This window comes from Corynebacterium mycetoides (assembly GCF_900103625.1).
In the GTDB taxonomy this organism is placed as follows: Bacteria; Actinomycetota; Actinomycetes; order Mycobacteriales; family Mycobacteriaceae; genus Corynebacterium; species Corynebacterium mycetoides.
On sequence record NZ_LT629700.1, the window covers coordinates 1,107,478 to 1,132,809 of the forward strand.

General features: G+C 68.4%; 23 protein-coding genes. 16 read left to right on the top strand and 7 right to left on the bottom strand.

Features of this window, described 5'->3' with window-relative positions; genetic code table 11:
• Positions 1-70 precede the first annotated feature (70 nt).
• Positions 71-2,218, top strand: coding sequence for a 4-alpha-glucanotransferase (gene malQ / locus BLS40_RS05325; protein WP_092149749.1), 2,148 nt, complete (start codon positions 71-73; stop codon positions 2,216-2,218).
• Here malQ and BLS40_RS11055 read toward each other — a convergent pair.
• From BLS40_RS11055 to BLS40_RS05335, 3 genes are read right to left on the bottom strand one after another with little or no spacing between them, the layout of a single operon-like run.
• Positions 2,215-2,355: a hypothetical protein gene (locus tag BLS40_RS11055; RefSeq protein WP_092149752.1), complete on the bottom strand. Its 141-nt coding sequence runs from the start codon at positions 2,353-2,355 to the stop codon at positions 2,215-2,217. The genes malQ and BLS40_RS11055 overlap by 4 nt on opposite strands.
• Entirely contained in the window at positions 2,348-2,497 is a 150-nt protein-coding gene (locus BLS40_RS11060; protein ID WP_172808002.1) for a hypothetical protein, read from the bottom strand. The genes BLS40_RS11055 and BLS40_RS11060 overlap by 8 nt, the downstream gene beginning before the upstream one ends.
• Positions 2,490-4,481, bottom strand: coding sequence for a M3 family metallopeptidase (locus BLS40_RS05335; RefSeq protein WP_092149755.1), 1,992 nt, complete (start codon positions 4,479-4,481; stop codon positions 2,490-2,492). The genes BLS40_RS11060 and BLS40_RS05335 overlap by 8 nt, the downstream gene beginning before the upstream one ends.
• A gap of 31 nt (positions 4,482-4,512) precedes the next feature.
• On the opposite strand from BLS40_RS05335, the gene BLS40_RS05340 reads away from it, so the two are divergent.
• A complete protein-coding gene (locus BLS40_RS05340) occupies positions 4,513-5,784 on the top strand; it encodes a carboxylesterase family protein (RefSeq protein ID WP_092149758.1) in 1,272 nt (423 codons plus the stop codon).
• Here the strand turns inward: BLS40_RS05340 and BLS40_RS05345 are convergent.
• A complete protein-coding gene (locus BLS40_RS05345; protein ID WP_092149761.1) occupies positions 5,774-6,337 on the bottom strand; it encodes a hypothetical protein in 564 nt (187 codons plus the stop codon). The two genes, BLS40_RS05340 and BLS40_RS05345, sit on opposite strands and share 11 nt — an antisense overlap.
• Before the next feature lie 70 nt (positions 6,338-6,407).
• Between BLS40_RS05345 and BLS40_RS05350 the strand changes: the two genes are divergently transcribed.
• The 10 genes from BLS40_RS05350 (at position 6,408) to BLS40_RS05395 (ending at position 19,658) form a co-directional block, all read left to right on the top strand.
• Positions 6,408-8,273 carry an ABC transporter ATP-binding protein gene (locus BLS40_RS05350; RefSeq protein ID WP_092149764.1) on the top strand — a complete coding sequence of 622 codons (1,866 nt, stop codon included), beginning with the start codon at positions 6,408-6,410 and terminating at the stop codon, positions 8,271-8,273.
• A gap of 378 nt (positions 8,274-8,651) precedes the next feature.
• The gene (locus BLS40_RS05355; protein WP_092149767.1) at positions 8,652-9,779 is read left to right on the top strand and encodes a MalY/PatB family protein; all 1,128 of its coding nucleotides are present in this window, start codon (positions 8,652-8,654) and stop codon (positions 9,777-9,779) included.
• 11 nt (positions 9,780-9,790) lie between these two features.
• Positions 9,791-11,497 carry a maltose alpha-D-glucosyltransferase gene (gene treS / locus BLS40_RS05360; RefSeq protein WP_092152192.1) on the top strand — a complete coding sequence of 569 codons (1,707 nt, stop codon included), beginning with the start codon at positions 9,791-9,793 and terminating at the stop codon, positions 11,495-11,497.
• Between the two features lie 5 nt (positions 11,498-11,502).
• Positions 11,503-12,588 carry a trehalose synthase gene (locus BLS40_RS05365; RefSeq protein ID WP_092149770.1) on the top strand — a complete coding sequence of 362 codons (1,086 nt, stop codon included), beginning with the start codon at positions 11,503-11,505 and terminating at the stop codon, positions 12,586-12,588.
• A gap of 107 nt (positions 12,589-12,695) precedes the next feature.
• The gene (brnQ, locus tag BLS40_RS05370; protein ID WP_092149773.1) at positions 12,696-14,105 is read left to right on the top strand and encodes a branched-chain amino acid transport system II carrier protein; all 1,410 of its coding nucleotides are present in this window, start codon (positions 12,696-12,698) and stop codon (positions 14,103-14,105) included.
• A gap of 42 nt (positions 14,106-14,147) precedes the next feature.
• A complete protein-coding gene (locus tag BLS40_RS05375; RefSeq protein WP_092149776.1) occupies positions 14,148-15,134 on the top strand; it encodes an LLM class flavin-dependent oxidoreductase in 987 nt (328 codons plus the stop codon).
• Positions 15,135-15,150: 16 nt separating this feature from the next.
• Positions 15,151-16,620 (top strand): ABC transporter substrate-binding protein, encoded by a 1,470-nt coding sequence (locus tag BLS40_RS05380; RefSeq protein WP_092149779.1) that lies wholly within the window; start codon positions 15,151-15,153, stop codon positions 16,618-16,620.
• Positions 16,617-17,531 (top strand): ABC transporter permease, encoded by a 915-nt coding sequence (locus tag BLS40_RS05385; RefSeq protein WP_092149782.1) that lies wholly within the window; start codon positions 16,617-16,619, stop codon positions 17,529-17,531. Before BLS40_RS05380 ends, BLS40_RS05385 begins: the two co-directional genes overlap by 4 nt.
• A gap of 50 nt (positions 17,532-17,581) precedes the next feature.
• Entirely contained in the window at positions 17,582-18,319 is a 738-nt protein-coding gene (locus BLS40_RS05390; RefSeq protein ID WP_092152193.1) for an ABC transporter permease, read from the top strand.
• Positions 18,306-19,658 (top strand): ATP-binding cassette domain-containing protein, encoded by a 1,353-nt coding sequence (locus BLS40_RS05395; RefSeq protein ID WP_092149785.1) that lies wholly within the window; start codon positions 18,306-18,308, stop codon positions 19,656-19,658. The genes BLS40_RS05390 and BLS40_RS05395 overlap by 14 nt, the downstream gene beginning before the upstream one ends.
• A gap of 20 nt (positions 19,659-19,678) precedes the next feature.
• Here BLS40_RS05395 and BLS40_RS11065 read toward each other — a convergent pair whose 3' ends face one another.
• Both BLS40_RS11065 and BLS40_RS05400 read right to left on the bottom strand, forming a co-directional pair.
• Positions 19,679-19,816, bottom strand: coding sequence for a hypothetical protein (locus BLS40_RS11065; protein ID WP_172808003.1), 138 nt, complete (start codon positions 19,814-19,816; stop codon positions 19,679-19,681).
• Positions 19,817-19,824: 8 nt separating this feature from the next.
• Entirely contained in the window at positions 19,825-21,000 is a 1,176-nt protein-coding gene (locus BLS40_RS05400; RefSeq protein WP_092149788.1) for an alpha/beta fold hydrolase, read from the bottom strand.
• Between the two features lie 25 nt (positions 21,001-21,025).
• Between BLS40_RS05400 and BLS40_RS05405 the strand changes: the two genes are divergently transcribed.
• Together BLS40_RS05405 and BLS40_RS05410 are read left to right on the top strand one after the other, a co-directional pair.
• Positions 21,026-21,979, top strand: coding sequence for a CPBP family intramembrane glutamic endopeptidase (locus BLS40_RS05405; RefSeq protein WP_092149791.1), 954 nt, complete (start codon positions 21,026-21,028; stop codon positions 21,977-21,979).
• 87 nt (positions 21,980-22,066) lie between these two features.
• Positions 22,067-22,339 carry a hypothetical protein gene (locus BLS40_RS05410; RefSeq protein WP_197672624.1) on the top strand — a complete coding sequence of 91 codons (273 nt, stop codon included), beginning with the start codon at positions 22,067-22,069 and terminating at the stop codon, positions 22,337-22,339.
• A 9-nt stretch (positions 22,340-22,348) separates the two neighbouring features.
• Here the strand turns inward: BLS40_RS05410 and lepA are convergent, their stop codons facing one another.
• Entirely contained in the window at positions 22,349-24,205 is a 1,857-nt protein-coding gene (gene lepA / locus BLS40_RS05415) for a translation elongation factor 4 (protein WP_092149794.1), read from the bottom strand.
• 105 nt (positions 24,206-24,310) lie between these two features.
• Between lepA and BLS40_RS11210 the strand changes: the two genes are divergently transcribed.
• Together BLS40_RS11210 and rpsT are read left to right on the top strand one after the other, a co-directional pair.
• Positions 24,311-24,871: a type II toxin-antitoxin system PemK/MazF family toxin gene (locus tag BLS40_RS11210; protein ID WP_231908530.1), complete on the top strand. Its 561-nt coding sequence runs from the start codon at positions 24,311-24,313 to the stop codon at positions 24,869-24,871.
• A 183-nt stretch (positions 24,872-25,054) separates the two neighbouring features.
• Positions 25,055-25,318 carry a 30S ribosomal protein S20 gene (rpsT, locus tag BLS40_RS05425; RefSeq protein ID WP_092149796.1) on the top strand — a complete coding sequence of 88 codons (264 nt, stop codon included), beginning with the start codon at positions 25,055-25,057 and terminating at the stop codon, positions 25,316-25,318.
• The last annotated feature ends 14 nt before the right edge of the window (positions 25,319-25,332 follow it).

A 25,332-nucleotide genomic window follows, 5' to 3' on the forward strand; every position in this document is an offset into this window, starting at 1 on the left:
AGTTTCGCACAATACCCGCTGACGTCACTCTCGTATCGCGATTGGGTGCCTTTTGGCACAATGTCCTTTTGTGATGAACGTGGACCTCCTCAACTCCCTCGCCGCCTCCTACGGGTTCGGGCTGAGCTACTGGGCCTCCAACGGTCTGCTCACCGAGCCGCCGAAGACCTCCTACATCAAACTCCTGCGCGCCCAGGGGGTCCCGGTGAGCGACGAACCCACAGACGAGGAGCTCGACTTCTTCCTGCAGCAGCGTCGCGCCGAAGCGGCCACCCGACCCCTGCCGCCGTGCGTCATCGCCACCGCCGGCCGGGAAAAGCACTTCAACGTCCACGTCCACGACGGGCACGACGCGCACTGCTGGATCCGGCTCGAGGACGGTGCCGCGCGCGACGCCTACCAGGACGAGAACTTCTCGCCCCCCTACACCGACACGGACGGGACCGCCTGGGGCGAGGCGACCTTCCACGTGCCGGGCGACCTGCCCACGGGCTGGCACGAGCTGCACTTAGAGTCCGACGACTGGGAGGAGACCTGCACGCTCATCGTCGTCCCCAACACCCTGCAGACCAACCAGCGCTTCATCGCGCAGCGCGCCTGGGGTGTCATGGCGCAGCTGTACTCCGTGCGGTCCTCGCGCTCCTGGGGCATCGGGGATTTGAGCGACCTCGGCGCCCTAGCCGAGATCGTCGCCGCCGAAGGCGCGGACTACCTGCTGATCAACCCGGTGCACGCCGCCGAGCCGGAACCCCCGGTGGAGGACTCGCCCTACCTGCCCACCTCCCGCCGCTTTGTCAACCCCCTCTACATCGCCGTGGAGGACGTCGCTGAGTGGGACCAGCTGGACGAGGACGTGGCGCGGGAGATCGAGGAGGCCGCGGAACCTCTAAAGGCCACCAACCGGTCCGCGGATCCCATCGACCGCGACAGCATCTACGCCGTCAAGCTCGCCGCCCTGCGCGAGCTGTTCTACGTGGCCGAGCAGAGCGAGTCGCGCCGCGCCGCGTTCGCGGACTTCGTCGCCGACGAGGGCGAGGGCCTAGAGGAGTTCGGTGCCTGGTGCGCCGAGCAGGTCGCCGATAACGGGGGTCAGGCCGGCACCCACGCGAGCCGCAGCCCCGAACACGACGGGGAGACGGCGCGCTTCTACATGTGGCAGCAGTTCGTCGCCGACGAGCAGCGCCGCGCCGCCCAACAGCGCGCCAAGGACGCGGGCATGGACATCGGCATCGTCACCGACCTCGCCGTGGGCGTCCACCCCGGCGGCGCCGACGCGCACACGCTGCGCGACGTGCTCGTCCAGGACGCCTCCGTGGGCGCCCCGCCCGACCAGTACTCCCAGCAGGGCCAGGACTGGTCCCAGCCGCCGTGGAACCCGCAGGCGCTGGCCGAGCAGGGCTACGCCCCCTGGCGCGACCTGCTGCGCACCGTGCTGCGCCACTCCGGCGGGGTGCGCGTGGACCACATTTTGGGCCTGTTCCGCCTGTTCTGGATCCCGCGCACGGGCTCCCCCACCGAGGGCGCGTACATGAACTACGACCACGAGGCCATGGTGGGCGTGCTCGCGCTCGAGGCGGAGCGCGCCAACGCCATCGTCGTGGGCGAGGACCTGGGCACCTTCGAGCCGTGGGTGCAAGACGTGCTGCGCGACAAGGGGATCCTGGGCACCTCGGTGCTGTGGTTCGAGTCCTCCGAGCCCGAGGGCTCCCCGAAGCGCCCGACCCAGTACCGCAACCTGTGCCTGACCTCGGTGGGCACCCACGACCTGCCTCCGACCGCGGGCTACCTCAAAGGCGCCCACAACGAGCTGCGCGTCGAGCTGGGCCTGGTCGAGGAGACCCTCGAGGAGCTCAACGCCGCCGACGCGGTGTGGTCGTCCGCGGTGCTCGACACCGCGCGCGAGTCCGGCGCGTTCGACGGGACCAGCCTGGAAAACACCGTCTTCTCCGACCTAGAGCCGGACAGCTTCGGCGACATCGGGGACCTGCTCGTCGGGCTCAACCGCTTCGTCGCCTCCACCCCGTCGGCCCTGACCTGCACGAACCTGGTGGACATGGTGGGCGATACCCGCATCCAGAACCAGCCGGGCACCAACGCGGAGCAGTACCCCAACTGGTGCATCCCGCTCGCCGACGGCGACGGCAACGCCGTGCTTCTCGACGATCTGCCCGACAACCCGCTCTTCCAGCGCGTCGCCGCGGCTTCCGAGCGCCGCTAGACCAGCCCGGCGAGTGCCGCGACGACGACGAGCGCGATCATGACGTAGAGGATCTGCGTCACGCGCGACTGCGGGTACTTGCGACGCTCCTTGGGCAGCCGGGCGTCCTGGCGGCGCAACTCTTCGGGGTTAGCCATGGTCAGGAATCATACCCCTGCCCCGCGCGCCCGCGCACAGCTTATCCACGAGCCACAGCACGGCCGCGGCGGCCGCGCCCGCGGCCGGCAGGACCACCGCCAGCACGATCGGCAGCTGCAGCCAGGGGGACAGATCAAACATCAGTACCCATCCCCGTGCCCTCGAGCCCGCGGCGGACCAGCAGCGGGCGGGTGTCCTTGTCGCGGCCGCGGAACGCGCGGTAGGCGGCGGAGTAGTCGCGCGACGCCCCGCGGCTCAGGATCTCCTCGCGGAACTTCTCGCCGGTCGTGCGGTTGATGCCCTCGGCCTCCACCAGCTCGTAGCCGTCGGCGTCGAGCGCCTCGGACCACAGGTAGGAGTAGTAGCCGGCGGAGTACCCGCCCGCGAAGATGTGGTTGAACCAGGTGGACCGGTAGCGCGGCTCGAGGCCGTCGACCGCCAGCCCGTACTCGGCGAGCACCTCGGCCTCGAAGGCGTCGATGTCGCTGGGGATCTCGCGGTCGAGGGAGTGCCAGGCCAGGTCGATCGCGGCCGCGGCGAGGTACTCGGAGGTGTCGAAGCCCTGGCCGAACTGCCGCGAGGCGCGCACCGCGTCTAGCATGTCTTCGCTGATCACCTCGCCGGTGTCCACGTGGCGGGCGTAGTTGCGCACGATCTCGGGCGCGAACGCGTAGTTCTCGTTGATCTGCGAGGGGAACTCCACCCAGTCGCGGGGCACGTTCGTGCCAGACAGCGACGGGTAGCGCACGTTGGACAGCAGACCGTGCAGGGCGTGGCCGAACTCGTGGAAGACGGTGGTGACCTCGTCGATGCTCAAAAGGTTCGAGGTCAGCGACATCACGTTGACCACGACGGCCTTGGTGCCGGCGAGCCGGGACTGGTCCACGAACGAGCTCATCCACGCTCCGCCGCGTTTCGACGCCCGCGCCCGGTAGTCCGTCAGCAGCAGCCCAATTCCCTCGCCGCCGCGCTCCGGGGCGTCGATCACCTCCCACACGTCGACTTCGTCGCGGTAACCGCGCAGGTCCTCGCGCTTCGTCACCGTGATGCCGTAGAGCAGGTTGGCCGCGTAGAAGACGCCGTCGACGAGCACCTGCTCGAGCGGGAAGAAATTGCGCAGCTCCGCCTCGTTGACGTTGAGCTCCTCCTCGCGCCGCCGCGCCTGGTAGTAGGGCCAGTCCGCCCCGTCCACCTCGAAGCCTGCGAGCTCGCCGGCCAGCTTGCGCTCCGCCTCGGCGTTCGCGGCGGCCGCGGGCGCGAGGTCCGCGATGAGCCGGCGCGCCGCGGCCGCCGAGCCGGCCGTCTCCTCCGCGATGACGTAGTCGGCGTGGGTCTCAAAGCCCAGCAGGCGGGCGCGCTCGAGGCGCAGCTCGGCGGCCTCGCGCACCAGGGCGGCATTTGAGTCGCGGCCGCGCTGGCGGGAGGCGTCGAAAAGCGTGCGGCGGGCCTTAGGCCGCGTGAGCCGCGCCTGCAGCGACTGGGTGGTGGGCAGCTCCAGCGGGACGCGGTAGCCGGTGGGCGAGGCGTCGTCGCGGTAGGCCTCCTTCTGCTCGGCGCTGAGCCCCTCGAGCTCGTCGGCCGTCATGTCGACGGCCAGGGCCCGGGTGTCGGCGAGCAGGTTGCGGCCGAACTCCTCCGAGAGCTGGCTCAGCCGCCGGTTGATATCGAGCAGGCCGGTCTTGCCGGCGGCGTCGAGAAGCGCGCCGCGGCGCGTGAAGCGGCGCACGAGCAGCTCGTGGAGGCGGCGCGACTCCGGATCGTCGGGCACCTCGACGGCGGTGAGCCGCGCGAAGAGCTGCTCGCTCTGGTAGATCGAGTCCATGTGCGCCGAAAGCTTGGGCACGATCCGGTCCGCCACCTCGTCGAACTCGTCGGTGGTGTCGGTGCCCTGCAGGTTGAAGAACCACGCCGTCACGCGGTCGAGCGCGCTCCCGGACAGCTCGAAGGCCTCCACCGTGTTCTCCCACGTCGGGGTGTCCTGCATGAGGATCTCGGAGATCTCGCGCGCATGCCGGCTGACCGCCTCCTCGAACGCGGGCTCGACGTGCTCCAACCGGATCGCCGCGAAATCCGGCAGGTTGTACGGCAAGGTGGACGGCTCAAGCAAGGGATTCATGGGCGCCATCCTAGCCCCGCGCCGGGGTAGACTCCTGCCCATGGCTACCGCAGAAGTCACCTGCCCGGCAGGCACCGTCATCGGCATCGACGACGGGGCCGTGCGACACTTCCACTCCATCGAGTATTCGCGCATCACCGCCCCCTTCGACGACGCGACGCCCGCCGAGACGGGCATGCTTATCGACGCCACCGTGGCGCGCCCCGAAAAAACCGCCCTGTCCATCACCACACCGTCGGGCGCCACCGACGCCGACGATCTGCCCGTCATGGTGTGGATCCACGGCGGCCGCTTCGAGGAGGGCTCCCACGCCGACCCCAACACCGGCGCCGAGGCCTTCGCTGCCCAAGGGGTAGTCCAGGTGCGCCTCGGATACCGCACCACCCTCGCCGGCTTAGTGCAGTTTCCCGACGACGAGCCCTCCCACTTCCGCGCCGCGCACGACTGCCAGCTCGCGCTCGAGTGGGTGCAGCGCAACATAGAGGCCTTCGGCGGCGACCCGACGAACATCACCCTGGTCGGCCAGTCCGCCGGCGCGGCGCTCGTGCTGTGGCTGGCGCGCCGCGACCACTACCGCGGGGGATTCCGGCGCGCGGTGGCGATGTCCCCCGCTTTCCCGCGCAAGGTGTACCGGCTGCGCAGGTCGTCGCTGCGGGCGTCGCTAAGCATGCCGCTGACCCGAGGGACGCTCAACGACGCGGACCCGGAGCGGCTCGAGCGCGGCTACCGGCGCTTCCGCACCCGCCACATCACCGACCTCGCGCTCGGCCCCGGCCCTCTCGAGCCCGCCGAGCTGGCCGACGTCGACCTCGTCGTGACCTCGACGCACGACGAGTTCTACCGCACCGGCGCCCCCGCCGACTCCGCGGGCATCGGGCCGGCGTGGGTGCGGGTGGCCGGCCGGTTCATGGACCTGCTGCCGGGCCGCGCCGGCGCCTACATCGAGGCGTGCCGCGAGATCGACCCGGAGCACGTGCTCGGGCGGCTCTTCTCCGACAGCCTCGTGCGGCGCTTCGTCGACCGCGTCTGCGAGGACGCGCCGGGGCGGGTGTGGCAGGCGGAGTTCGTGTCGCATGAGGGTGCTGCCGGCAGCGTCCCGCACAGCGGCGACCTGCCGTCCCTGTTCGCCCAAGCGCCCCACGCGGCCGGCGAAGGGCTCAACGGGTGGATGGTGCGTTACTGCACCGACGGCGAGCCGGGCTGGCCGACGTACTCCCCCGGCCGGGTCGCGCTGCGCACCGACGTCAACTGCGCGCGGCCGCAGCTCGTGGAGGACCCGCTGGGGTACCTGCGCGGCGCGTTTAAGCGTTGAGGTTGCCTGAGAACGTGACGTTGCCCACGGTGAAGTCGGCGTCCCACAGCCGGCCCGGCGAGACGTCGAAGGCGTACTTCGCGTTCACGGTCGCGCCCGGGCGCAGCGGCTGATCCAGGCCGATGATGTCCACCCCGGACTGCTCGCTCGACCACGGGGTGGCGTTCTGCTCCCCGGAGCCGCCCGTGGAGTAGCGCAACGTCGGCTGCTTCAGCGCGTCCGCCGGCATCGGCACCTCGGACTTGTTGGTCACTGCCACCACGACGACGGTGCCCCCTTCGGGAGCGCTCGACACGCCCTGCCACTTGTACGTCAGCTCCATCGCCGGGTCGTCCACGGGATCACCGTCGAGCTCGTCGGTGGTCATCTTGCTCGTGTCCTCGATGCGGAACTCCTCCTGGGGCGCCGCCGTCGGCGTGGTCACCTCGAGAGACGTCTGCGTGCCGGAGGCTGTACCCGCGGCACCGTCCCCGCCGCCCGTTCCCGCGCACGCGGGCAGTGCCAGCACACACGCGAGTGCTGCGGCGGCGTAGGGGGCGGTCCGGAAGCTCATGGATGGTCTCCTTCGGGGCAGTTGCCGGTAATTCTCCCCCACTCTACAACCCGGGTACGATCCATAAACCGTGCAACCTTTGTTTCGCGTTCTTCGTAGCGCGTCGGCGCTGTGGCCCTTCTACCTCCTCGTTGTCGTCGTCTCCTCGGTAGTGGCCGGCCTGGGCCTCGTCGCACCGTTCATCCTGAAGCGGGCGACCGACACAATCGTGAACGCGCTGGGTTCCGGAAGCGTGGCCGAGGGGGTTCCCCGCCTGCTCGTCTGGCTCGCCGTGGCGCTGTTCGTCGCCGAGGCGCTCAGCTGGGTGCTGCGCAACGTCAGCGGGTACGTAGGCGACGTCATGGTGGCGCGAATCCGGCAGATCTTGTCCACCCGGTACTTCGCCAAACTCCTATCCCTGCCGCAGAGGTACTTCGACAGCCAGGTCACCGGCACCATCATCGCGCGACTGGACCGCTCGATCGCGAACATCACCATGTTCATCCAATCCTTCGCCAACAGCTTCCTGCCCATGCTGCTGCAGGTCGCCGCGATCCTGGTCATCACGTCCCTGTACTACTGGCCCCTGACCATCCTGCTCGCGGCCCTGTTTCCGCTGTACGTGTGGCTCACGGCGCTGACGTCGAAACGCTGGCAGAAGTGGGAGGGGGACAAAAACGCCGAGGTGGACGAGGGCAACGGCCGCTTCGCCGAGGTCGTGGGCCAGGTGAAGGTGACCAAGTCGTTCCTGGCCGAGACCCGCGAGCTGAACAAGTTTGCCACCCACTACGGCCGCACCGTCGAGCTGACCCGGCCCCAGTCGCGGTGGTGGCACTCCATGGACGCCGTGCGCGGCATGGCGATGAATGCCCTCTTCCTAGGCATCTACCTCATCTTGTTCGAGCGCACCCTCCACGGACACTTCACCGTCGGCGACATGGTCATGCTCGTGCAGATGGTCACCATGGCGCGCCAGCCCGTGACCATGATGAGCTGGATGGTCGACTCCGCGCAGCGCGCCGTGGCGGGCTCGCGCGACTACTTCAAGGTGATGGACGAGGAGGTCGAGCCCACCGCCAATAAAGAGATCGTCGCCGCCACTGCGTCGTCAGGCGTGCCGCGCGTCAGCGAAGTCACGCACGCGCCGCTTAACCCCGCCGAGCCGGTCATCGCCTTCGACAACGTCAGCTTCGCCTACTCCCCCGGCGAGCCGGTGCTGCGCGACATCACGTTTTCCGCGCGCGAGGGCGAGAAGATCGCGCTGGTCGGCGAGTCCGGCGGCGGCAAGTCCACCCTGGTCAACCTGCTGCTGGGCCTCTACCCCATTCAGCAGGGCACGATGACGCTGTGCGGGCGCAATCTGGACGAGATCGGCGTGGAGACCCTGCGGGCGTCGACAGGCGTGGTGTTCCAGGAACCCGCGCTGTTCTCAGGCACCGTGCGCGACAACATCGCCTACGGCAAGCCCGACGCCACCTTCGAGGACATCGTCGAGGTGGCCAAACGCGCGAACGCCCACGAATTCATCCTGAAGTTCAAGGACGGCTACGACACGGTGATCGGCGAGCGCGGCCTGCGCCTGTCCGGGGGCCAGAAGCAGCGCGTTGCCGTCGCACGCGCCATGCTCAAAGACGCCCCCGTGCTCATCCTCGACGAGGCCACCTCGGCGCTGGACACCAAGAGCGAGCGCGCGGTGCAAGCCGGCCTCGACGAGCTGATGAAAAACCGCACCACCATTATGATCGCCCACCGGCTGTCCACCATCGCGGATGTGGACACCATCATCACGCTTGACGACGGCCGCGTCGACGAGATCGGCTCCCCGGCCGAGCTCGCCGTCTCCGGTGGCATCTACTCCGAGCTGCTGCGGCTCACCGCGTCCTCGAGCGCGGCGGACCGGGCGCGGCTCAAGGCGTTCGGGTTCCAGGTGGACCCGGCGGAGGAGGCGGATTCCTAAGGCGCCGGCTGGCGCGGTGCGCGTGGTGGCCTTCGGTGCAAACCGGGATATCCACAAGGGGATATATCGCCGTTGCGAAATTTTTGCTGCACGGCCGACGGCGATATATCCCCTTCTGAGTGTCCCGATTGAGATGGGGGCCGCGGTGCGCGTGGTGGTCTTCGGTGCGACGGCGTTCGGCGACCTGCGGCGTGCGGAGATGGTGGCCTTCGGTGCAAACCGGGATATCCACAAGGGGATATATCGCCGTTGCGAAATTTTTGCGGCACGGCCGACGGCGATATATCCCCTTCTGAGTGTCCCGGTTGAGATGGGGGCCGCAGACCGCGAGAATAGATATCGCGCCGCGGCCGGGGTCGGTGACTACCGTGGGGCAGCATGGAGTTTCCCGACCTCGCCACACTGAAAGCCCGTGGCACCCGCAAGTGGACGCAGTACGACGACGACGTGCTGCCCCTGTGGGTCGCCGAGAGTGATTTCCCCACCGCCCCGGCCGTCAAGGCCGCGATCCAGCGCGCGGTGAACAACGAGACCTTCGGCTACACCCCGGCCCCGCAGGCCCAAGAGCTGCCGAAGGTGCTGGCCGACTTCTACCGGGAGCGGTTCGGCTGGCGCCCGGACGAGGACAAGATCTTCCCCGTCCCGGACGTGGTGCGTGGCATCCTGCTGGCGATAGAGTACTTCACCGAGGGCGACGTCATCGTGCCCGTGCCCGCCTACCACCCCTTCCTGGAGATCGCGGAGACCGCGGGACGAAACCGGGTCGAGGTCGGCAGCACCGGCGGGCTGGACCTGATGGAGGTCGAGGCGTCGTTTCGCAATGGCGCCGGCTCGATCATCATCACCAACCCGTTCAACCCCGGCGGATGGATCTTCGAGGAGGAGGAGCTCGACCAGATCTGCGCGATTGCCCGTCGTTACGGAGGGCGCGTGCTTGTCGACGAAATCCACGCCCCGCTCGTCTACGACGGCGCCCACGTCTGCGCCGCGAAGAACAACCCCGACGTGTGCATCACGGTGACCGCGGCCTCCAAGGCGTTCAACGTCGCCGGGCTCAAGTGCGCGCAGATGATTTTCTCCAACGACGCCGACGTCGAAGTGTTCCAAGGATTGACCGGCGTGGCGAAGGACGGCACGGGCACCCTCGGCATCATCGCCGCCGAGGCGTGCTACCGCGAAGGCGGGGACCACCTCGACGCGGAGGTGGAGCTTCTGCGGGCGAACCGGGACTGGCTCGTCCACACGCTGCCGAAGAAGATCCCCGGCATCGCGTTCGATGTCCCGGCGGCGACGTACCTGATGTTCCTCGACTTTTCGGGGACGAAGCTCGCTGACCCGCGTCCCGCCGCGTGGCTGCGTCGTCACGCGAAAGTGGCGCTGAACGAGGGCGCCTCCTTCGGACCCGGCGGTGAGCACAAGGCGCGCCTGAACTTCGCTACCAGCCCCGACATCCTGCGCGAGGCGGTCGAGCGCATCTCCACGGCGGTGAACAACCTTTCTGGATAAAGTTGGTCACCATGGAAATGAGGATTGAGGAGCCCCAGGCCACCGACTACGTCCGCCCGGCCCCGGCCGAGCAACCCTGGGAGCGGCCCGACCCGGAGTGGTACAAGGACGCGGTGTTCTACGAGGTGCTCGTCCGCGCGTTCTACGACCCGGACAACACCGGCTCGGGCACCCTCAAGGGGCTCGAGGACAAGCTCGATTACCTGCAGTGGCTCGGCGTCGACTGCCTCTGGCTGCCCCCCTTCTACGACTCCCCGCTGCGCGACGGCGGCTACGACATCCGCGACTTCCGCAAGGTGCTGCCCGAGTTCGGCACCGTGGAGGATTTCATCTCGCTTGTGGACAACGCCCACAAGCGCGGCATCCGCATCATCACGGACTTCCCCATCAACCACACCTCGGATTCGCACCAATGGTTCCAGCAGTCCCGCATGGACCCGGGCGGCCCCTACAGCGACTACTACGTGTGGAGCGACGACCCGACCGCCTACAGCGACGCGCGCGTCATCTTCATCGACACCGAGGAGTCGAACTGGACGTTTGACCCGGTGCGCAAACAGTACTTCTGGCACCGCTTCTTCTCCCACCAGCCGGACCTGAACTACGACAACCCGGCGGTGCAGGAGGAGATCTTGGATGTGATCCGCTTCTGGCTGGACCTGGGCATGGACGGCATCCGCCTCGACGCCATCCCCTACCTCTTCGAGCGCGAGGGCACCAACTGCGAGAACCTGCCCGAGACCCACGGCTTCATCAAGCGGGTGCGCGCGCTTTTCGACGAAGAGTACCCCGGCCGCTTCCTCCTGGCGGAAGCCAACCAGATGCCCGACGAGGTGGTGGCCTACTTCGGCGAGGGCGACGGCGACGAGTGCCAGATGGCCTTCCACTTCCCGGTCATGCCCCGGATCTTCATGGGCATCCACCGCGAGTCCGCGCAGCCCATCATCGACATCCTGCGGGAGACCCCCGCGATCCCGGAGTCGGCGCAGTGGGGCATCTTCCTGCGCAACCACGACGAGCTCACGCTCGAGATGGTCACCGATGAAGAGCGCGACTACATGTACAAGAACTACGCCACGGATCCGCGTATGAAGGCGAACGTGGGCATCCGCCGCCGCCTGGCCCCGCTGCTCGGCGGCCACCGCGACCGCCTCGAGCTGGCGCACGCGCTACTTCTCTCCCTGCCCGGCTCGCCGTTTTTGTACTACGGAGACGAGATCGGGATGGGCGACAACATTTGGCTGCCGGACCGCGACGGCGTGCGCACCCCGATGCAGTGGTCGAACGACCGCAACGGGGGATTTTCCAAGGCGGAGCCGGAGCGCCTGTACCTGCCGCCGATCCGCAACGACCAGTACGGGTTCCACATCATCAACGTGGAATCGCAGATGAACCGGGACAACTCGCTGCTGCAGTGGGTGCGCCAGCTGGTGCACATTCGCAAGCAGTACCGCGCGTTCGGCCGCGGCTCCTACATCGAGGTGGAGCAGTCGAACCCGCAGGTGCTGGCGTTCATCCGCGAGTACGACGGGGAGCGCATCCTGTGCGTGAACAACGTGTCCTCGCGCCCCCAGCCGGTGGAGATGCAGCTGGGCCACTACGCAGGCTCGCACCCGCGCGAGCTCTCGGGCGGCGTGGAGTTCCCCGCGATCGGCGAGCTGCCGTGGCTGGTTACCCTGCCGCCGCACGGCTTCCTGTGGTTCGACATCTCGGAGTAACGAGCATGTTTGATCTGAGCAAGGAGCGTTTCTACGGCGCCAAGTCAGAACCCATCGACCGGGTCGAGGTCGCCGCCTCCCGCCCGGCCGGCGACTTCACCTGGCAGCTTCTCGACGTCACACGCGGCGGCGCCACCCCCGTCACCGACCGCTACCAGGTGCTTCTCTCCGAGGCCGCTGACCGCGACGTGCTGGCCACCGACGCGGGCGCGCAGGCCTACCTGGAGGCGGTGGCCGGGCTGGGCGAGGTCCACGGCGACGTCGGCGGAGCGCATGCGCGCCCGCTGGGCGCGGAGCAGTCCAACACGTCGCTCGTCGTGGACGACGCCTGGGTGCTCAAGGCGTTTCGCAAGCTCGAGGTGGGCACCAACCCGGACGTGGAGCTGCTCACCGCGATCGCGGACTGTCCCCACGTGGCCGGGGTGCGCGGGCACGTCACGCGCGACGGCGCCACGGTGGCGATGCAGCAGCAGCTCATCCGCGGCGGCGAGGACGGCTTCGACCTGGCCGTTGCGGACGATCTCGGCGACCCGGCGGAGCTGGGGCGCGCGATCCGGGTGGTGCACGAGGCGCTGGCCGGCGCCTTCGGCACCGAGCAGGTCAGCGGGCGGCAGCTGCGCGAGGGCCTGAACTCCCACCTCGACGAGCTCGTGGGCCAAGCCCCCCAGCTCGCCGAGCGCGAGGGCGCCATCCGCGCGCTCTACGAGGCCATTGACGACGGCCCGCACGACATCCACCGCATCCACGGAGACCTGCACCTCGGCCAGACGCTCAAGAGCGACCGGTGGTACTTGATCGACTTCGAGGGCGAGCCGGCCCGCCCCCTGGCGCAGCGCCTCGCCCCGGACCACCCGCTGCGCGACGTCGCCGGGATGATCCGCTCCTTCGGCTACGCCCGCGCGGTCGGTGGGTATGACGCGGGGTGGGAGCACGCGGGCGTCGACAAGCTTCTGGCGGGATATGGCGTAAAGCGCGATGAGGTGCTGGCGGCCTACATCGTGGACAAGGCGGCCTACGAGGTGGCCTACGAGGCTAACAACCGTCCCGAGTGGGTGGACATCCCCCTCGACGCGATCCGGCGGCTGACATAATTCCCACTGTTTGGGACGGAGTTTCCCAAAAAGTTTGACACGGTGGACAGTTGACGGGGTACTCTTAGGCGATTCCATGTAAAAGGAACGCTATGTAGGAGGATTTCATGGGCTCAACCGCCGTTTCCGGCGAGTCCGCGGGGACACCATCTAAGCCCCAAGGTTCGACCACCGCGATCGTGATCACCGCGCTCGCCCTGTTCTCAATGTTCTTCGGCGCGGGCAACCTCATCTTCCCGCCCATGCTGGCCGTCCAGGCGGGCGACAACTTCTGGCCGGCGATCCTCGGCTTCCTCGGCACCGGCGCCCTGCTGCCGGTGCTCGCCGTCATCGCCATCGCGCTGTCCGGCGCCAACGTCCGCGACCTCGCGCAGCGCGCGGGCACCGTCTTCGGCGTCGTGTTCCCGGTGCTGGCCTACCTGTCCATCGGCGCCTTCTACGCCCTGCCGCGCACCGGCGCCGTGTCCATGGAAACGGCCATCACCCCGCTGTTCGGGGTCGACGGCCTGTTCGCCTCGGCGGTGTTCAACATCATCTTCTTCGGCATCGCGCTCGCGCTGTCGTGGAACCCGAACACCATCATGGAAAAGCTGGGCAAGTTCCTCACCCCGGCGCTGGTCATTCTGCTCGTGCTCATGATCGCCGTGTCCCTGGCCAAGTGGAACGCGGATCCGGCCACCCCGACCGAGGACTTCGCCGAGGGCCCGTTCACGGCCGGCCTGCTCGAGGGCTACCTGACCATGGACTCCATCGCGGCTCTGGCGTTTTCCATCGTGGTCATCTCCACGCTGCGGTACAAGGGCTTCCCCGAGGGCGCGCCCGTGGTGCGCGGCACCATCCTCGCGGGTGTCGGCGCCGGTGTCATGCTCGCCCTGATCTACCTGGGCCTGGGCACAATCGGTCGCGTCATCCCGAGCCCGGAACAGTACGACAACGGTGCAGGCCTGCTTGCCGACGCTGCGAATCTCACCCTCGGCGGCGCCGGCCAGATCATCTTCTCCCTGGTCGTCCTGCTCGCCTGCATGACCACCGCCGTGGGCCTGATCACCGCTACCGCGGAGTACTTCGCCGCGGAATTCACCGGCTCTTACAAGACGTGGGCGATCGTGTTCAGCATCATGTCCACCGTGATCGCCACCCAGGGCCTCGAGTTCGTCATGGCTATCGCCGCCCCGGTCATCGGGTTCCTCTACCCGCCCGCAATCGCGCTGATCTTTGTCACGCTCGTCGAGCCGCTCTTCCGCTCGCGCACCCGTTTCACCTGGGCGTTCTTCCTGCCCATCTGGGTCGCCGTGATCTGGTCGGCCATCGAGACCTCCATCTCGCTGGGCTGGGGCGCAGGCGCCCTGACCCCGCTCGTCTCCTGGGCGCCCCTGCAGGAAGCCGGCCTCGGCTGGGCCGTCCCCGTCCTCGCGGCGTTCATTGTCGGCCTCATCGTGGACCTCGCGCGGCCCAAGGCGCCGCTGAAGATCGGCACCGTCGAAGCAGTCGACACCGGGGAATCCGTGGTGGCCTAGGGGCCTAGCACGGCGGCGCCGGGGAGGCGTATCCTGTTCGGCATGAACGCCCCCTTAGCTTTGCTCGATTTCTGCACCATCTACCCCGGCGAATCCGTCGGCGACTCCCTGCAACGATCCGTGGAGTTCGCCCAGCACGCGGAGTCGCTGGGGTATTCGCGCGTCTGGTACGCCGAACACCACAACACGACCACCATCGCGTCCTCTTCACCCGCGGTCTTGATCTCCCACGTCGGAGCGCGGACCTCCACCATCCGGCTCGGCTCCGGCGGCGTGATGCTGCCCAACCACTCGCCCTACGTCATCGCCGAGCAGTTCGGCATGCTCGCGGAGCTCTACCCCGACCGGATCGATCTGGGACTCGGCCGCGCGCCGGGCACGGACCAGCAGACCCTGGGCCGAGCGCTGCGCCGCGACCCGCGCGCCGCCGAGCGCTTCCCCGAGGACGTGCTCGAGCTGCAGGCCTGGCTGTCCGACGAATCCCCCCTGCCCGGGGTCGTGGCCACGCCCGGCCGGGGCACCAACGTCCCGCTCTACATCCTGGGATCGTCCATGTTCGGTGCGTCGCTGGCGGCCAAGCTCGGCCTGCCCTACTCGTTCGCCTCGCACTTCGCCCCCCAGCACCTCGTGGACGCCACCACCTACTACCGCGAGAACTACGAGCCGTCCGAGCGCTACCCGGAGCCCCACATCATCGCCGCCGTCAACGTCACCGCCGCGCCGACCGCGGAGGACGCCGAGCGCCAGACGCGGATCGTGCACCGCAACCGCGTCAAGGCGTTCATGGGCCAGCGCGGGCAGGTGCTTGACGACGCCCAGCTCGACACCATCGTCAACTCCTTCCAGGGACAGCAGATCATCGACATGCTGCGCTACACGGCGCGCGGCACCGCCGACGACGTCGCCGAGTACCTCACCTGGTTCACGGAGCACTCCAAGGCGGACGAGCTGATGATTTCTCTGCAGAACGGTAGCCACGAAGAGGTGCTCGCCGGGATGGAGATCCTTTCACGGCGCTGGCTGGGCTGAGGTACTCTATCCTCCCATGACGTCCCTCAGGGCTGCCGCAGCGCTGCTCGCCACCTCCGCCGCACTGATGGCCGTCGGCTGCTCCACTGACGCCGCCGAGCGTCACGCCCAGCGCGACGAGCTCGTGGTGGCCACCCAGACTCCCCCGGCCGGCCTGGATTTCACCACCACGGGCGGCGCCGCCGCGCCCCAGGCGATGATGGGCAACATCTATCAAACGCTGGTGCGTATCGACGACTCCGGAACCCCGCAGCCCTTCCTCGCCGAGAGCTGGGAGATAAGCGCCGACGGCACCGAGTACGTCTTTCATCTCCGCGAGGGCGTGACGTTTTCCAACGGCAAGGAGTTCACCGCCGACGACGCCGCGTTTTCCATCGACTACGTGCGCAACCACTGGACCAACGCCCTGAAGGCGCAGATGGCGCCCGTCACGCAAGTGGAGGTGGTTGACGATTACACGGTGAAGGTGACGTTGGAGCGGGCGTCGAATAGCTGGCTCTGGTCGATGGGGACCCTCACGGGCGCGATGATGACGCCGGAGTCCATCGCCCGGCTGGCTACCGACCCGCTGGGCACCGGCCCGTACCGGCTGGCGCGTTTCGACGTTGGCGAGGCCGTGTCCTTTACCGCCCGCGAGGACTACTGGGGCGGCGAGGTCGACCACGACGCAAAGATCCGCTACTTCGACGACTCCACCGCCGCCGTCAACGCTTTGCGCGTGGGGGACGCCGACGTGGTGTGGATGATGCAGGCGCCGCAGCTGCTCCCGACCCTGCCCGAGGATATCGGCGTCGAGGTGGGCACCACCAACGGCGAGGTGCTTCTGTCCATGAACAACCGCGTCGCGCCCTTCGACGACCCGACGGTGCGCCAGGCCGTGGCCTACGCCATCGACCGCGACGCGCTCAACCGGGTGGTCTACAACGGGATGGCCACCGACACCGGCGGCGCGCCCGTCCCGCCGACCGACCCGTGGTACACGGGCGAGAACTACTACCCTTTCGACCCGGACGCGGCGCGCGAGCTGCTCGCGGGGCGCACCCCGGAGGTGACCATCACCGTGCCCAACCTGCCCTACGCGCAGACGGCGAGCGAACTCATCTTCTCCCAGCTTCGCGACGTCGGCTTCACCGTGACACTCGAGACCGTCGAATTCCCGGCGGTATGGCTCGGGCAGGTGCTCAAGGGCCATAACTACCAGGCGTCGCTGGTGTCCCACGTGGAGCCGCGCGACATCCCCATGCTCTTCGGCAACCCGGACTACTACATCGGCTACGACTCCGCGGAGACGCAGGCGCTCATCACAGCCGCCGAGGCGGGCGAGCAGGAGGAGAACATGGAGGCCGCCGTCGACCAGATCATGGCGGACGCGGCATCGCTGACCCTGGTCAACGCCCCGAATATCGTGTTGCTCGCCCCCGGAGTCAGCGGTGTCAACCCGAACGTGGTCACCGACGGTCTGCCGCTGGCGGAGGTGGAGAAGTGATCGCCCGCATCGTGGCGCGCTTCGCCGCCCTGCTGCTGGTGGCCAGCCTGCTCATCTTCCTCCTGCTGCGCGCCGTGCCCGGCGACCCGGCGCGCGTCGCCCTCGGGGTGACGGCCACCGACGAGGCCGTCGCCGAGCTGTCGCGCACCCTGGGCACGGACCGCCCGCTGGCCGTGCAGTACCTCGACTGGATGGGAGGGCTTGTCACCGGCAATTTCGGCGTGTCCATGGCCAGCCGCACCGACATCACGCCGACGGTCATCGAGCGCGCCGGGGTCTCGCTCACGCTGACGGTGCTGGCCATGGCGCTCTCACTGGCCATCGCCGTGCCGCTCGGGGTGTACCTGGCGCGGCGCGGCGACCGCGCCGACGGCGTCATCGCCGCGGCGGTGACCCAGCTGGGCATCGTCGTGCCCAGCTTCCTCGTCGGCATCCTCGCCGTCGCCCTGTTCGCGGTGCGGCTGGGCTGGCTGCCCGCCAACGGCTGGGGCACGCCGGCGCATGCTGTTTTGCCGGTGGCGGCGCTGACACTCGTGCAGGCCGCGATCCTCTCGCGCTACGTCCGCCGCGCGGTCACCGAGGAAATGGGCAACGATTATGTGCGCACGCGGCGGGCCACGGGGGCGTCGATAAGCGAGGTGCTCTTCACCCACGCCCTGCGCAACGCGGCCCTGCCGGTGCTCACGGTCACCGGCATCCAGCTCTCCAGCCTCATCGTGGGCGCGGTGGTCATCGAGCGGGTCTTCGCCATCCCCGGCCTGGGCACGATGCTTCTCGACGCCGTGGCCAACCGCGACCTCACCACAGTGCAAACCGTGCTGATGCTGCTCGTCGCGTTCACACTCGGGGTCAATCTCGTGGTGGACGTGCTGTATTCCGTGATCGACCCGCGCGTGAGGAGGAAAGCGTGAGGAACTTGCCCGCCACCCGGGCCCTCGGGTTCGCCATCGTCGGGTGCGTCATGCTCGTCGCGCTGCTGGCCGCGGTGTGGACCCCCTACGATCCGCTGCAGGCCGCCCCGGACGTGCGCCTGCAGGGGTCCTCGGCCGCGCATTGGATGGGTACCGACCAGTTCGGCCGCGACATCCTCTCGCGCGTGATGGACGGCGCGCGGCTCACGCTCGTGGTGTCGCTGAGCGCGGTCGCGCTCTCGGCACTGGTGGGCACCCCGCTGGGGATCTGGGCCGGTATGCGCCGCGGCTGGGTGGAGACCGTGGTCATGCGGGCCAGCGACCTCCTCATGGCGTTTCCCGCGCTGCTTTTGGCCATTGTCTTCACCGCGGTGTTCGGCGCCTCGGTGTGGATCGTGGTGCTCGCGATCGGCATCGCCGGCATCCCCGGCTTCGCCCGCGTGACGCGGGCCTCGACGCTGCAGGTCATGAGCCAGGACTACATCCTCGCCGCGCGGGTGTCGCGCGTGCCGCCCGTGCGGGTCGCGCGCACCCACGTGCTGCCCAACATTCTGCCCATCGCCCTGGTGCAGGTCTCCGTGGGCCTGGCCCTGGCCATCCTCGCCGAGGCGGGCCTGTCCTTCCTCGGCCTGGGCACCCCGGCGCCGTACGCCTCGTGGGGGAGGATGCTGCAGGCCTCCCAGCCCTACCTGGCCACCGACCCGCACCTCGCGCTGTGGCCGGGGCTGGCCATCGCGGTGACCGTGCTCGGCTTCAACCTGATCGGGGGCGGGCGTGATCCGCGTTAGAGATTTGCGTATCGACGGCATCCTCCACGGCATCTCGCTCGACATCGGGCGCGGGGAGCGCGTGGGCATCATCGGCGAGTCCGGCTCCGGCAAGTCCATGACGGCGCTGGCCATCATGGGGCTCATCGACACCTTGCCCATGAGCGGCTCCGTCACCGTCGGCGGCGTGGAGCTGGTCGGCGCGCCCGACCGGGTGCGCCGCCGCGTGCGCGGCAAGCACGTGGCCATGGTGTTCCAGGAGCCGATGACGGCGCTGGATCCGCTCATGACCGTGGGCCGGCAGGTGGCGCGCGACCCCGCCCGGGCGCGCGCCCTGCTGGCCGAGGTCGGCGTGGAGCGCCCGGAGGCCTACCCGCACGAACTGTCCGGCGGGCAGCGCCAGCGCGTGCTCATCGCCGCCGCGCTCGCCCAGGACCCGGACGTGCTGATCTGCGACGAGCCGACCACGGCGCTCGACGTCGCCGTGCAGCAGCAGATCCTCGAGCTGATCGACGCCGTGGTCACCGCGCGCGGGATGGGGCTGCTGTTCATCTCCCACGACCTCGCCGTGGTGAGCCGGATGACGCAGCGCGTGCTGGTGTTCAAGCAGGGCTCGATCGTCGATCCGGACTCCGACTACGCGCGCGCCCTACGCAGCGCCTCGCGCCCCGGCGCGCCCGCCGCGCCGCGGGCGCTCGGCGAGCCGGTGGTCACGCTCAAAGGCGTGAGCCTGACGCGGGGATCAACGCGCGTGCTAGATCGCGTCTCCCTCACCGTGCGCCGCGGCGAACGCCTCGGCATCGTCGGCGGCTCCGGCGCCGGCAAGACGTCCCTGATGCGGGTGATCACCGGCCTGTCGGAGCCGGACGAGGGCTCCGTCGCCGTCGACGGCGACGTGCAGATGGTGTTCCAGGACCCGTACTCCTCCCTGGACCCGCGCATGGCCGTGGAGGCGTCGATACGCGAGACCGGCGTGGACGCTGCCCGCGCGCAGGAGGTGCTGGCCCAGGTGGGGTTGGAGGGGCTAGGCGCGCGGCGGCCGCGGCAGTTCTCGGGCGGGCAGCGCCAGCGCATCTCCATCGCGCGCGCCGCCGCGACCCGGCCCGCCATCTTGCTTGCCGACGAGCCCGTCTCCGCCCTCGACGTCACCGTGCGGCGCGCGGTGCTCGACCTCCTCGACACCGTCGTCGGCGACGGGACCTTGGTCTTCGTCTCCCACGACCTTGCCGTGGTGCGCGAGCTGTGCCCCACCGTCGCCGTGATCTCTCAGGGCCGCATCGTGGAGGCGGGCGCCACCGAGGAGATCTGGGCGGACCCGCAGCACCCGTACACGCGCACGCTGCTCGCGGCGGCGCAGTAACCGCCCGGGTGCGTCTCGCGCTAGCGCGTCACATACAGCATGAGTGCTGGGTTGAGCACATGCTCCTCCACCCTCTCGAAAACGCTTGTCAGCTGGTCAAAGTTGTCCAGCTCAGCGTTGCTGAGCTCTACCTGTTCGCGGGGAAAAGGTGTCTGCATGCACTACATCATAGACCCGCCGCGGACATGAGCGCGCCCATGACGTCTTGGCCGTGCTTGCGCAGCCCGTCGTGCTGCCACGCGGCGGTCTCGTGCACCGTCGCCCCGAGCGTCTCGGCGGTCTCCAGCGACAGCTCGCGCGGCACGAAGATGTCGTCGGTGTAGACCACCGCCACGGCGCTGCCCGCGTTTTCCGCCCTGCCCGCACCCGCGTACAGGTTCGACCAGTCGTCCTTGGCCGCGAGCTCCTGCGCCGCCTGCGTGAAGGGGCGCAGCGCCGGGTCCTCGTCGAATTGGAAGGGGAAGACGTGCTCTCCGGTGAGGTAGAACTCCGTATCGTCCGGAGTCGCGTCGGGGGCGAAGCCGTCGAGTGTCTCCGAGACGCGCTGGGCCGACCAGGCGGTCGCGCCCGGCACCGTGCCCGCGTAGATCGACTCGTGGATGGCGGCGTAGAGCGGGGCACGCTCGAAGCTGACCTGCTCGCCCACCGCGGCGAGGAAGTCGGTGCGCAGCCGCCCGCCGGGGTGGAACGGCTCCTCCAGAAGCGCGGCGAGTGACTCGAACCCGCCCTCGCGGCCCAGGTTCACACCCACGGTGCGGAAACGCCGCGAGCTCAGCCGCTCCCCCGTGGGCAGCAGTTCCTCGGAACTGTCCAGGTGGCGGCACACCTCGCGCACCATTGTCTCCGCCCACGGCACCTGTTCATAGAAGAGTCGGTGGCGCGCCCTGAGCTTGGCAAACGTGGCCTGGTAGACCTCGTCTACCCCGCGGGTGACGGTGGGCAGGCCGCCGGTGAAGAACGCGTGGCGCACACTCTCCGGGTGCGTGGCCAAGTAGTGCGTCAGACAGAACCCGCCGAAAGACTGGCCGAGCACGTCCCAGCGCTCGATCCCGAGCTGCTGGCGGATGGCCTCGGCGTCGGCCACGATGGCGTCAGCACGCAGGCGCTGCAATGTCGCGGCGTTAATCAGCGAGGGCTCCGCCCTGTCGATGCGCGTGGAGCGGCCGGTGCCGCGCTGGTCGAGCAGGATGACGCGGTAGTGCTCAAGCGCCGCGGTGATCCAGTCGAAGCGCTCCCGCGGGCCGGGGGACCCTGGTCCGCCCTGGAGGAAGAGCAGCGCCGGCTTGCCCTCGTCACCGAGCACACGTGCGAATATAGTGAACCCATCGCGCTGAGTCTGCATACCCCGATGCTATAGGGTGGCGTCCGTGTCCACCCCTGACGCTCCCGCCTACCACCGGCTCGCCCGCGAACCCGCGCTGCGCCGCAGCCCGTACCGGCCGTGGAAACCGGCGCTTGAGATCGTTATGGCCCTCGTTCTCTTCGTGGTCATCCAGCTGATCTACGCGCTGTGCTTTTTCGCGTTGAGCGCCGGCAGCGGGTTGAACCTCGGCGTCTTGGAGGACCTCATCTTCGGTGACCCGGCGACCACCACCCCGCTGTCCATGCTGTACTTCTACGGCGCGCTGGCGCTCTCCGGGCTTTCGGCCTTCATCGCGGCGCGACTGGCAGGGCGCCGACCCGCCGCCCTGCTGTCGGTCGAGGGCCGGCTGCGCGGCCGGCCGCTGCGGGTGTCGCTGCTGTGGATATTCCTCCCCGCGGCTGCCTGCATGCTTATCGACGCCCTGGTTAACGGAGTCCCCGCCCCGCTCACAGCCACGTTTTGGATGTGCGTGGTGCTCAGTCTCGCGCTGGTTCCCTTCCAATCGGCGGCCGAGGAGCTCATCTTCCGCGGCTCCCTCGTGCAGTCGATCGGGGCGTGGGCGCGCTCACCGTGGATCACTTACGGGGCGCCGCTTCCCATCTTCGTCGCTGGCCACCTCTACGACTTCGCGGGGCTGACCAGTGTGGCCGTCTTCGCCGCGCTCGCCTCCCTGCTCGTCCACCGCACCGGCGGCCTAGAGGCCGCCATCGTGCTGCACACGACCAACAACCTGGTGATCTCCTTCGCGGAGTTCTCCGGGCTGGCCGGGCTGCCGGAAGACAACAACCGCCTCCTGGTTCCCGCACTCGCGGTGTTCCTCCAGTACGCGGGCGCGGTCGCCGCGCTCGTGGTGCTGCGCGACTACGCCCCGGCGAAACCCTCGCCGCCGCCCGGGTGGTTCCCCGGCCCCGGGTGGCACAGCGGCTGGCCTGAGGTGGAGATGTCGCGAGTACACTGACCCGCACCGACCCTGTTCCTCTGGGTGTGGCGGCCCGGCGCGGAGCGGTGGCACCACCGCAGCCTGCTTGCCAGGTGCACAAAGGCGATGGGCGCACTCCTGGGAACGCTGCTGGTCAGCCCGCCAAGCGGGGCGAAAGAGGAGCGCCGGGATCTGCAGTACGAACTGCTCTCCGAGCGCCAGGCAATCGGCTCGCTGGCGCTGGATCACCCGGAGGTGGCCCTCACGGAGTGGGCGAACCACGTCGATGTGCAAAAAGCCGGCTACGCGATCTTGGACTACTGCAACGCGCACAACGACACGATGTTCGACACCTCGGAAATTGAGGCGCTCGCCGCCCACCTCAAGCGGGTGCTCTGAGCCAGCTGCCTACTCCTCGTCCGTCGACAGCGCCGCCACGAACGCCTCCTGCGGCACGGTGACCGAGCCGATGGACTTCATGCGCTTCTTGCCCGCCTTCTGCTTCTCCAGCAGCTTCCGCTTGCGCGAGATGTCGCCGCCGTAGCACTTCGACAGCACGTCCTTGCGCAGCGCGCGGATGTTCTCGCGCGCGATGATCTTGGAGCCGATCGCCGCCTGGACCGGCACCTCGAACTGCTGGCGCGGGATGAGCTCTTTGAGCTTCTTGGTCATCTTGTTGCCGTACCACTGGGCGGAGTCGCGGTGCACGATCGCGGAGAACGCGTCCACCGGCTCGCCCTGCAGCAGAATATCCACCTTGACCAGGTCCGCCTCCTGCTCGCCGGCCTCCTCGTAGTTCAGCGAGGCGTAGCCCTTCGTGCGGGATTTGAGCATGTCGAAGAAGTCGAAGATGATCTCGCCCAGCGGCATGATGTAGCGCAGCTCGACGCGCTCCTCCGAGAGGTACTCCATGTTCTTCATCGTGCCGCGCTTGGACTGGCACAGCTCCATCGTCGTGCCCACGAACTCCTGGGGCACGATGATGGTCATGTTGACCACCGGCTCGTAGACCTCGCGCAGCTTGCCGCCCGGCCAGTCGGACGGGTTGTGCACGTAGCTTTCCGACCCGTCCTCGGCGACCACGCGGTACGTCACGCTCGGCGCCGTAGAGATCAGATCCAGGTCGAACTCCCGCTCGAGGCGGTCGCGGGTGATCTCCATGTGCAGCAGCCCCAGAAAGCCGCACCGGAAGCCGAAGCCGAGGGCCACGGATGTTTCCGGCTCCCACGTCAGGGAGGCGTCGTTAAGCTGGAGCTTTTCCAGCGACTCGCGCAAGTCGGGGAAGTCCTCCTGAGAGACCGGGAAGAGGCCCGAATACACCATCGGTTTGACCTCGGCGAAGCCCGCGAGCGGCTCCGCCGCGCTTTTCGACGCCCACGTGACCGTGTCGCCGACGCGGGTCTCGCGCACGTCTTTCACCCCGGTGATGAGGTAGCCCACCTCGCCCGGGCCCAGGCCCTTCGTCTTCTTCATCGTGGGCGAGACAACACCGATCTCGAGGATTTCGTGCTTGACACCGGTGTTCATCATCTGCACCTGCTGGTTCGGCATGAGCTTGCCGTCCATCATGCGCACGTAGGTGACAACGCCGCGGTAGGTGTCGTAGACCGAGTCGAAGATCAGCGCGCGGGCCGGCGCGTCCGGGCCGAACTCGCTCGACGGCGGCGGCACCAGCTCGACGAGCTTGTCCAGCAGCTCGGGCACGCCCACGCCCGTCTTGCCGGACACGCGCAGCACCTCATCGGGCTCGCAGCCGATGATGTTGGCGATCTCGAGCGCGTACTTCTCCGGGTCGGCTGCGGGCAGGTCGATCTTGTTCAGCACGGGGATGATTTCGAGATCCTTGTCCATCGCCATGTAGAGGTTGGCCAGGGTCTGGGCCTCGATGCCCTGGGCGGCGTCGACAAGCAGGATAGCTCCCTCGCATGCTTCGAGCGCGCGGGAGACCTCGTAGGAAAAGTCCACGTGGCCGGGGGTGTCGATCATCTGCAGGATCGTCTCCTGGCCCGCGAACTCGCCGCTGGCCGGGGTCCACGGCAGGCGCACGTTCTGCGCCTTGATGGTGATGCCGCGCTCGCGCTCGATGTCCATATTGTCCAGGTACTGATCACGCATGTCGCGCGCGTCCACCACGTTGGAGAGCTGGAGAATGCGGTCGGCCAGGGTGGATTTACCGTGGTCGATGTGGGCGATGATGCAGAAGTTGCGGATCCTGGACGGGTCCGTAAACGTTCTCTCCGCAAAATTGGTTTTCGAGGCAGCCATGATTGGCCCCACTTTACCGTCTCACGTGGGCAAACCAAACATTCGCGGAACTTGTTGTAGAGACACCAACCGCGTTCTAAAGTGGGCAGGTGCAACCAAAAGATCATGCCGAGACCACGCCGAGGGGGTGATGACGCCATCTTCTTCCGTCCGCGAAAGCGCCGCCGCTCGCGCCGGGCGGGCGCGCAACCCAGCGCCCTGGAGGAGGGGCTGGCGCTGCTCAACGAGCGGCTCGGGTCCACCCCGCGCAGGTCCCGCGGGCGCAAGAAGACGAGCGCGGCACGGCTGATTGTCAAACCCACCACCCGCGTGGCGCGCAGCATCTACTACGCCCCCGACATGGACGGCCAAGCCGAACCCGGCGAAGTCGTGTGGGTCACCGTGCCCTCCACTCCGCCGCAGGAGCGCTCCATGCTCATCGTGGGGCGCGAGCACCACGACGTCCTCGGCCTCTTGATCTCGCCCGACAAAGAGCACGCCACCGACGAGCACTGGCTCGGCATCGGCTCCGGCGAATGGGAGGCCTCCGGTGAACCGTGCTGGGTGCGCACGGATAAGACGCTGATGGTCGCGGAGACCGATGTGCACCGCCGCGGCGCCTCCGTCCCGCGCCGGCGCTTCGAGCGCGTGGCCAACCGGCTGCGCGACCGCTTCGACTGGATCTGAGCCGTTTTGGTTCTCACCCGCCGCGCTGATAATTTGTAGTGGTTGTCCGCAACCGGGACCTACGGGTGCGCCGAGCTACGCGAGCAGGACCTTGGGCCCGCGTTATTTCACAAGCACGGCGCGTGACTCCCGCCCGGACGGTAACGTTCATTCACATCAACGCAATCAAGAGGTGCTAGAAACATGGCAAACATCAAGCAGCAGAAGAAGCGCGTTCTCACCAACGAGAAGCGCCGCATGCGCAACAAGTCCATCCGCTCCGCCACCCGCACGGAGATGCGGAAGTTCCGCGAGGCTGTCGAGTCCGGCGACAAGGCTGCCGCCGAGGAGCAGCTGCGTGTCGCGTCCCGCAAGCTGGACAAGGCCGTGACCAAGGGCGTGTTCCACCGCAACGCCGCGGCGAATAAGAAGTCCAACATGGCCCGCGCCTTCAACAAGATGGCGTAACCGCGCCTTCGCGG

Excerpts from the sequence above, each read along its gene's own strand:
- BLS40_RS05355 (WP_092149767.1), top strand. The coding sequence starts at position 8,652 with ATGGAGTTTCCCGACCTCGCCACACTGAAAGCCCGTGGCACCCGCAAG.
- BLS40_RS05380 (WP_092149779.1), top strand. The coding sequence starts at position 15,151 with ATGACGTCCCTCAGGGCTGCCGCAGCGCTGCTCGCCACCTCCGCCGCA.
- BLS40_RS05390 (WP_092152193.1), top strand. The coding sequence starts at position 17,582 with ATGCTCGTCGCGCTGCTGGCCGCGGTGTGGACCCCCTACGATCCGCTG.
- BLS40_RS05365 (WP_092149770.1), top strand. The coding sequence starts at position 11,503 with ATGTTTGATCTGAGCAAGGAGCGTTTCTACGGCGCCAAGTCAGAACCC.
- brnQ (WP_092149773.1), top strand. The coding sequence starts at position 12,696 with ATGGGCTCAACCGCCGTTTCCGGCGAGTCCGCGGGGACACCATCTAAG.
- lepA (WP_092149794.1), bottom strand. The coding sequence starts at position 24,205 with ATGGCTGCCTCGAAAACCAATTTTGCGGAGAGAACGTTTACGGACCCG.
- BLS40_RS05340 (WP_092149758.1), top strand. The coding sequence starts at position 4,513 with ATGGCTACCGCAGAAGTCACCTGCCCGGCAGGCACCGTCATCGGCATC.
- BLS40_RS05375 (WP_092149776.1), top strand. The coding sequence starts at position 14,148 with ATGAACGCCCCCTTAGCTTTGCTCGATTTCTGCACCATCTACCCCGGC.
- rpsT (WP_092149796.1), top strand. The coding sequence starts at position 25,055 with ATGGCAAACATCAAGCAGCAGAAGAAGCGCGTTCTCACCAACGAGAAG.
- BLS40_RS11060 (WP_172808002.1), bottom strand. The coding sequence starts at position 2,497 with ATGTTTGATCTGTCCCCCTGGCTGCAGCTGCCGATCGTGCTGGCGGTG.
- BLS40_RS11065 (WP_172808003.1), bottom strand. The coding sequence starts at position 19,816 with ATGCAGACACCTTTTCCCCGCGAACAGGTAGAGCTCAGCAACGCTGAG.
- BLS40_RS05400 (WP_092149788.1), bottom strand. The coding sequence starts at position 21,000 with ATGCAGACTCAGCGCGATGGGTTCACTATATTCGCACGTGTGCTCGGT.
- BLS40_RS05335 (WP_092149755.1), bottom strand. The coding sequence starts at position 4,481 with ATGGCGCCCATGAATCCCTTGCTTGAGCCGTCCACCTTGCCGTACAAC.
- BLS40_RS05345 (WP_092149761.1), bottom strand. The coding sequence starts at position 6,337 with ATGAGCTTCCGGACCGCCCCCTACGCCGCCGCAGCACTCGCGTGTGTG.
- BLS40_RS11210 (WP_231908530.1), top strand. The coding sequence starts at position 24,311 with ATGCCGAGACCACGCCGAGGGGGTGATGACGCCATCTTCTTCCGTCCG.
- BLS40_RS11055 (WP_092149752.1), bottom strand. The coding sequence starts at position 2,355 with ATGGCTAACCCCGAAGAGTTGCGCCGCCAGGACGCCCGGCTGCCCAAG.
- treS (WP_092152192.1), top strand. The coding sequence starts at position 9,791 with ATGGAAATGAGGATTGAGGAGCCCCAGGCCACCGACTACGTCCGCCCG.
- BLS40_RS05410 (WP_197672624.1), top strand. The coding sequence starts at position 22,067 with ATGGGCGCACTCCTGGGAACGCTGCTGGTCAGCCCGCCAAGCGGGGCG.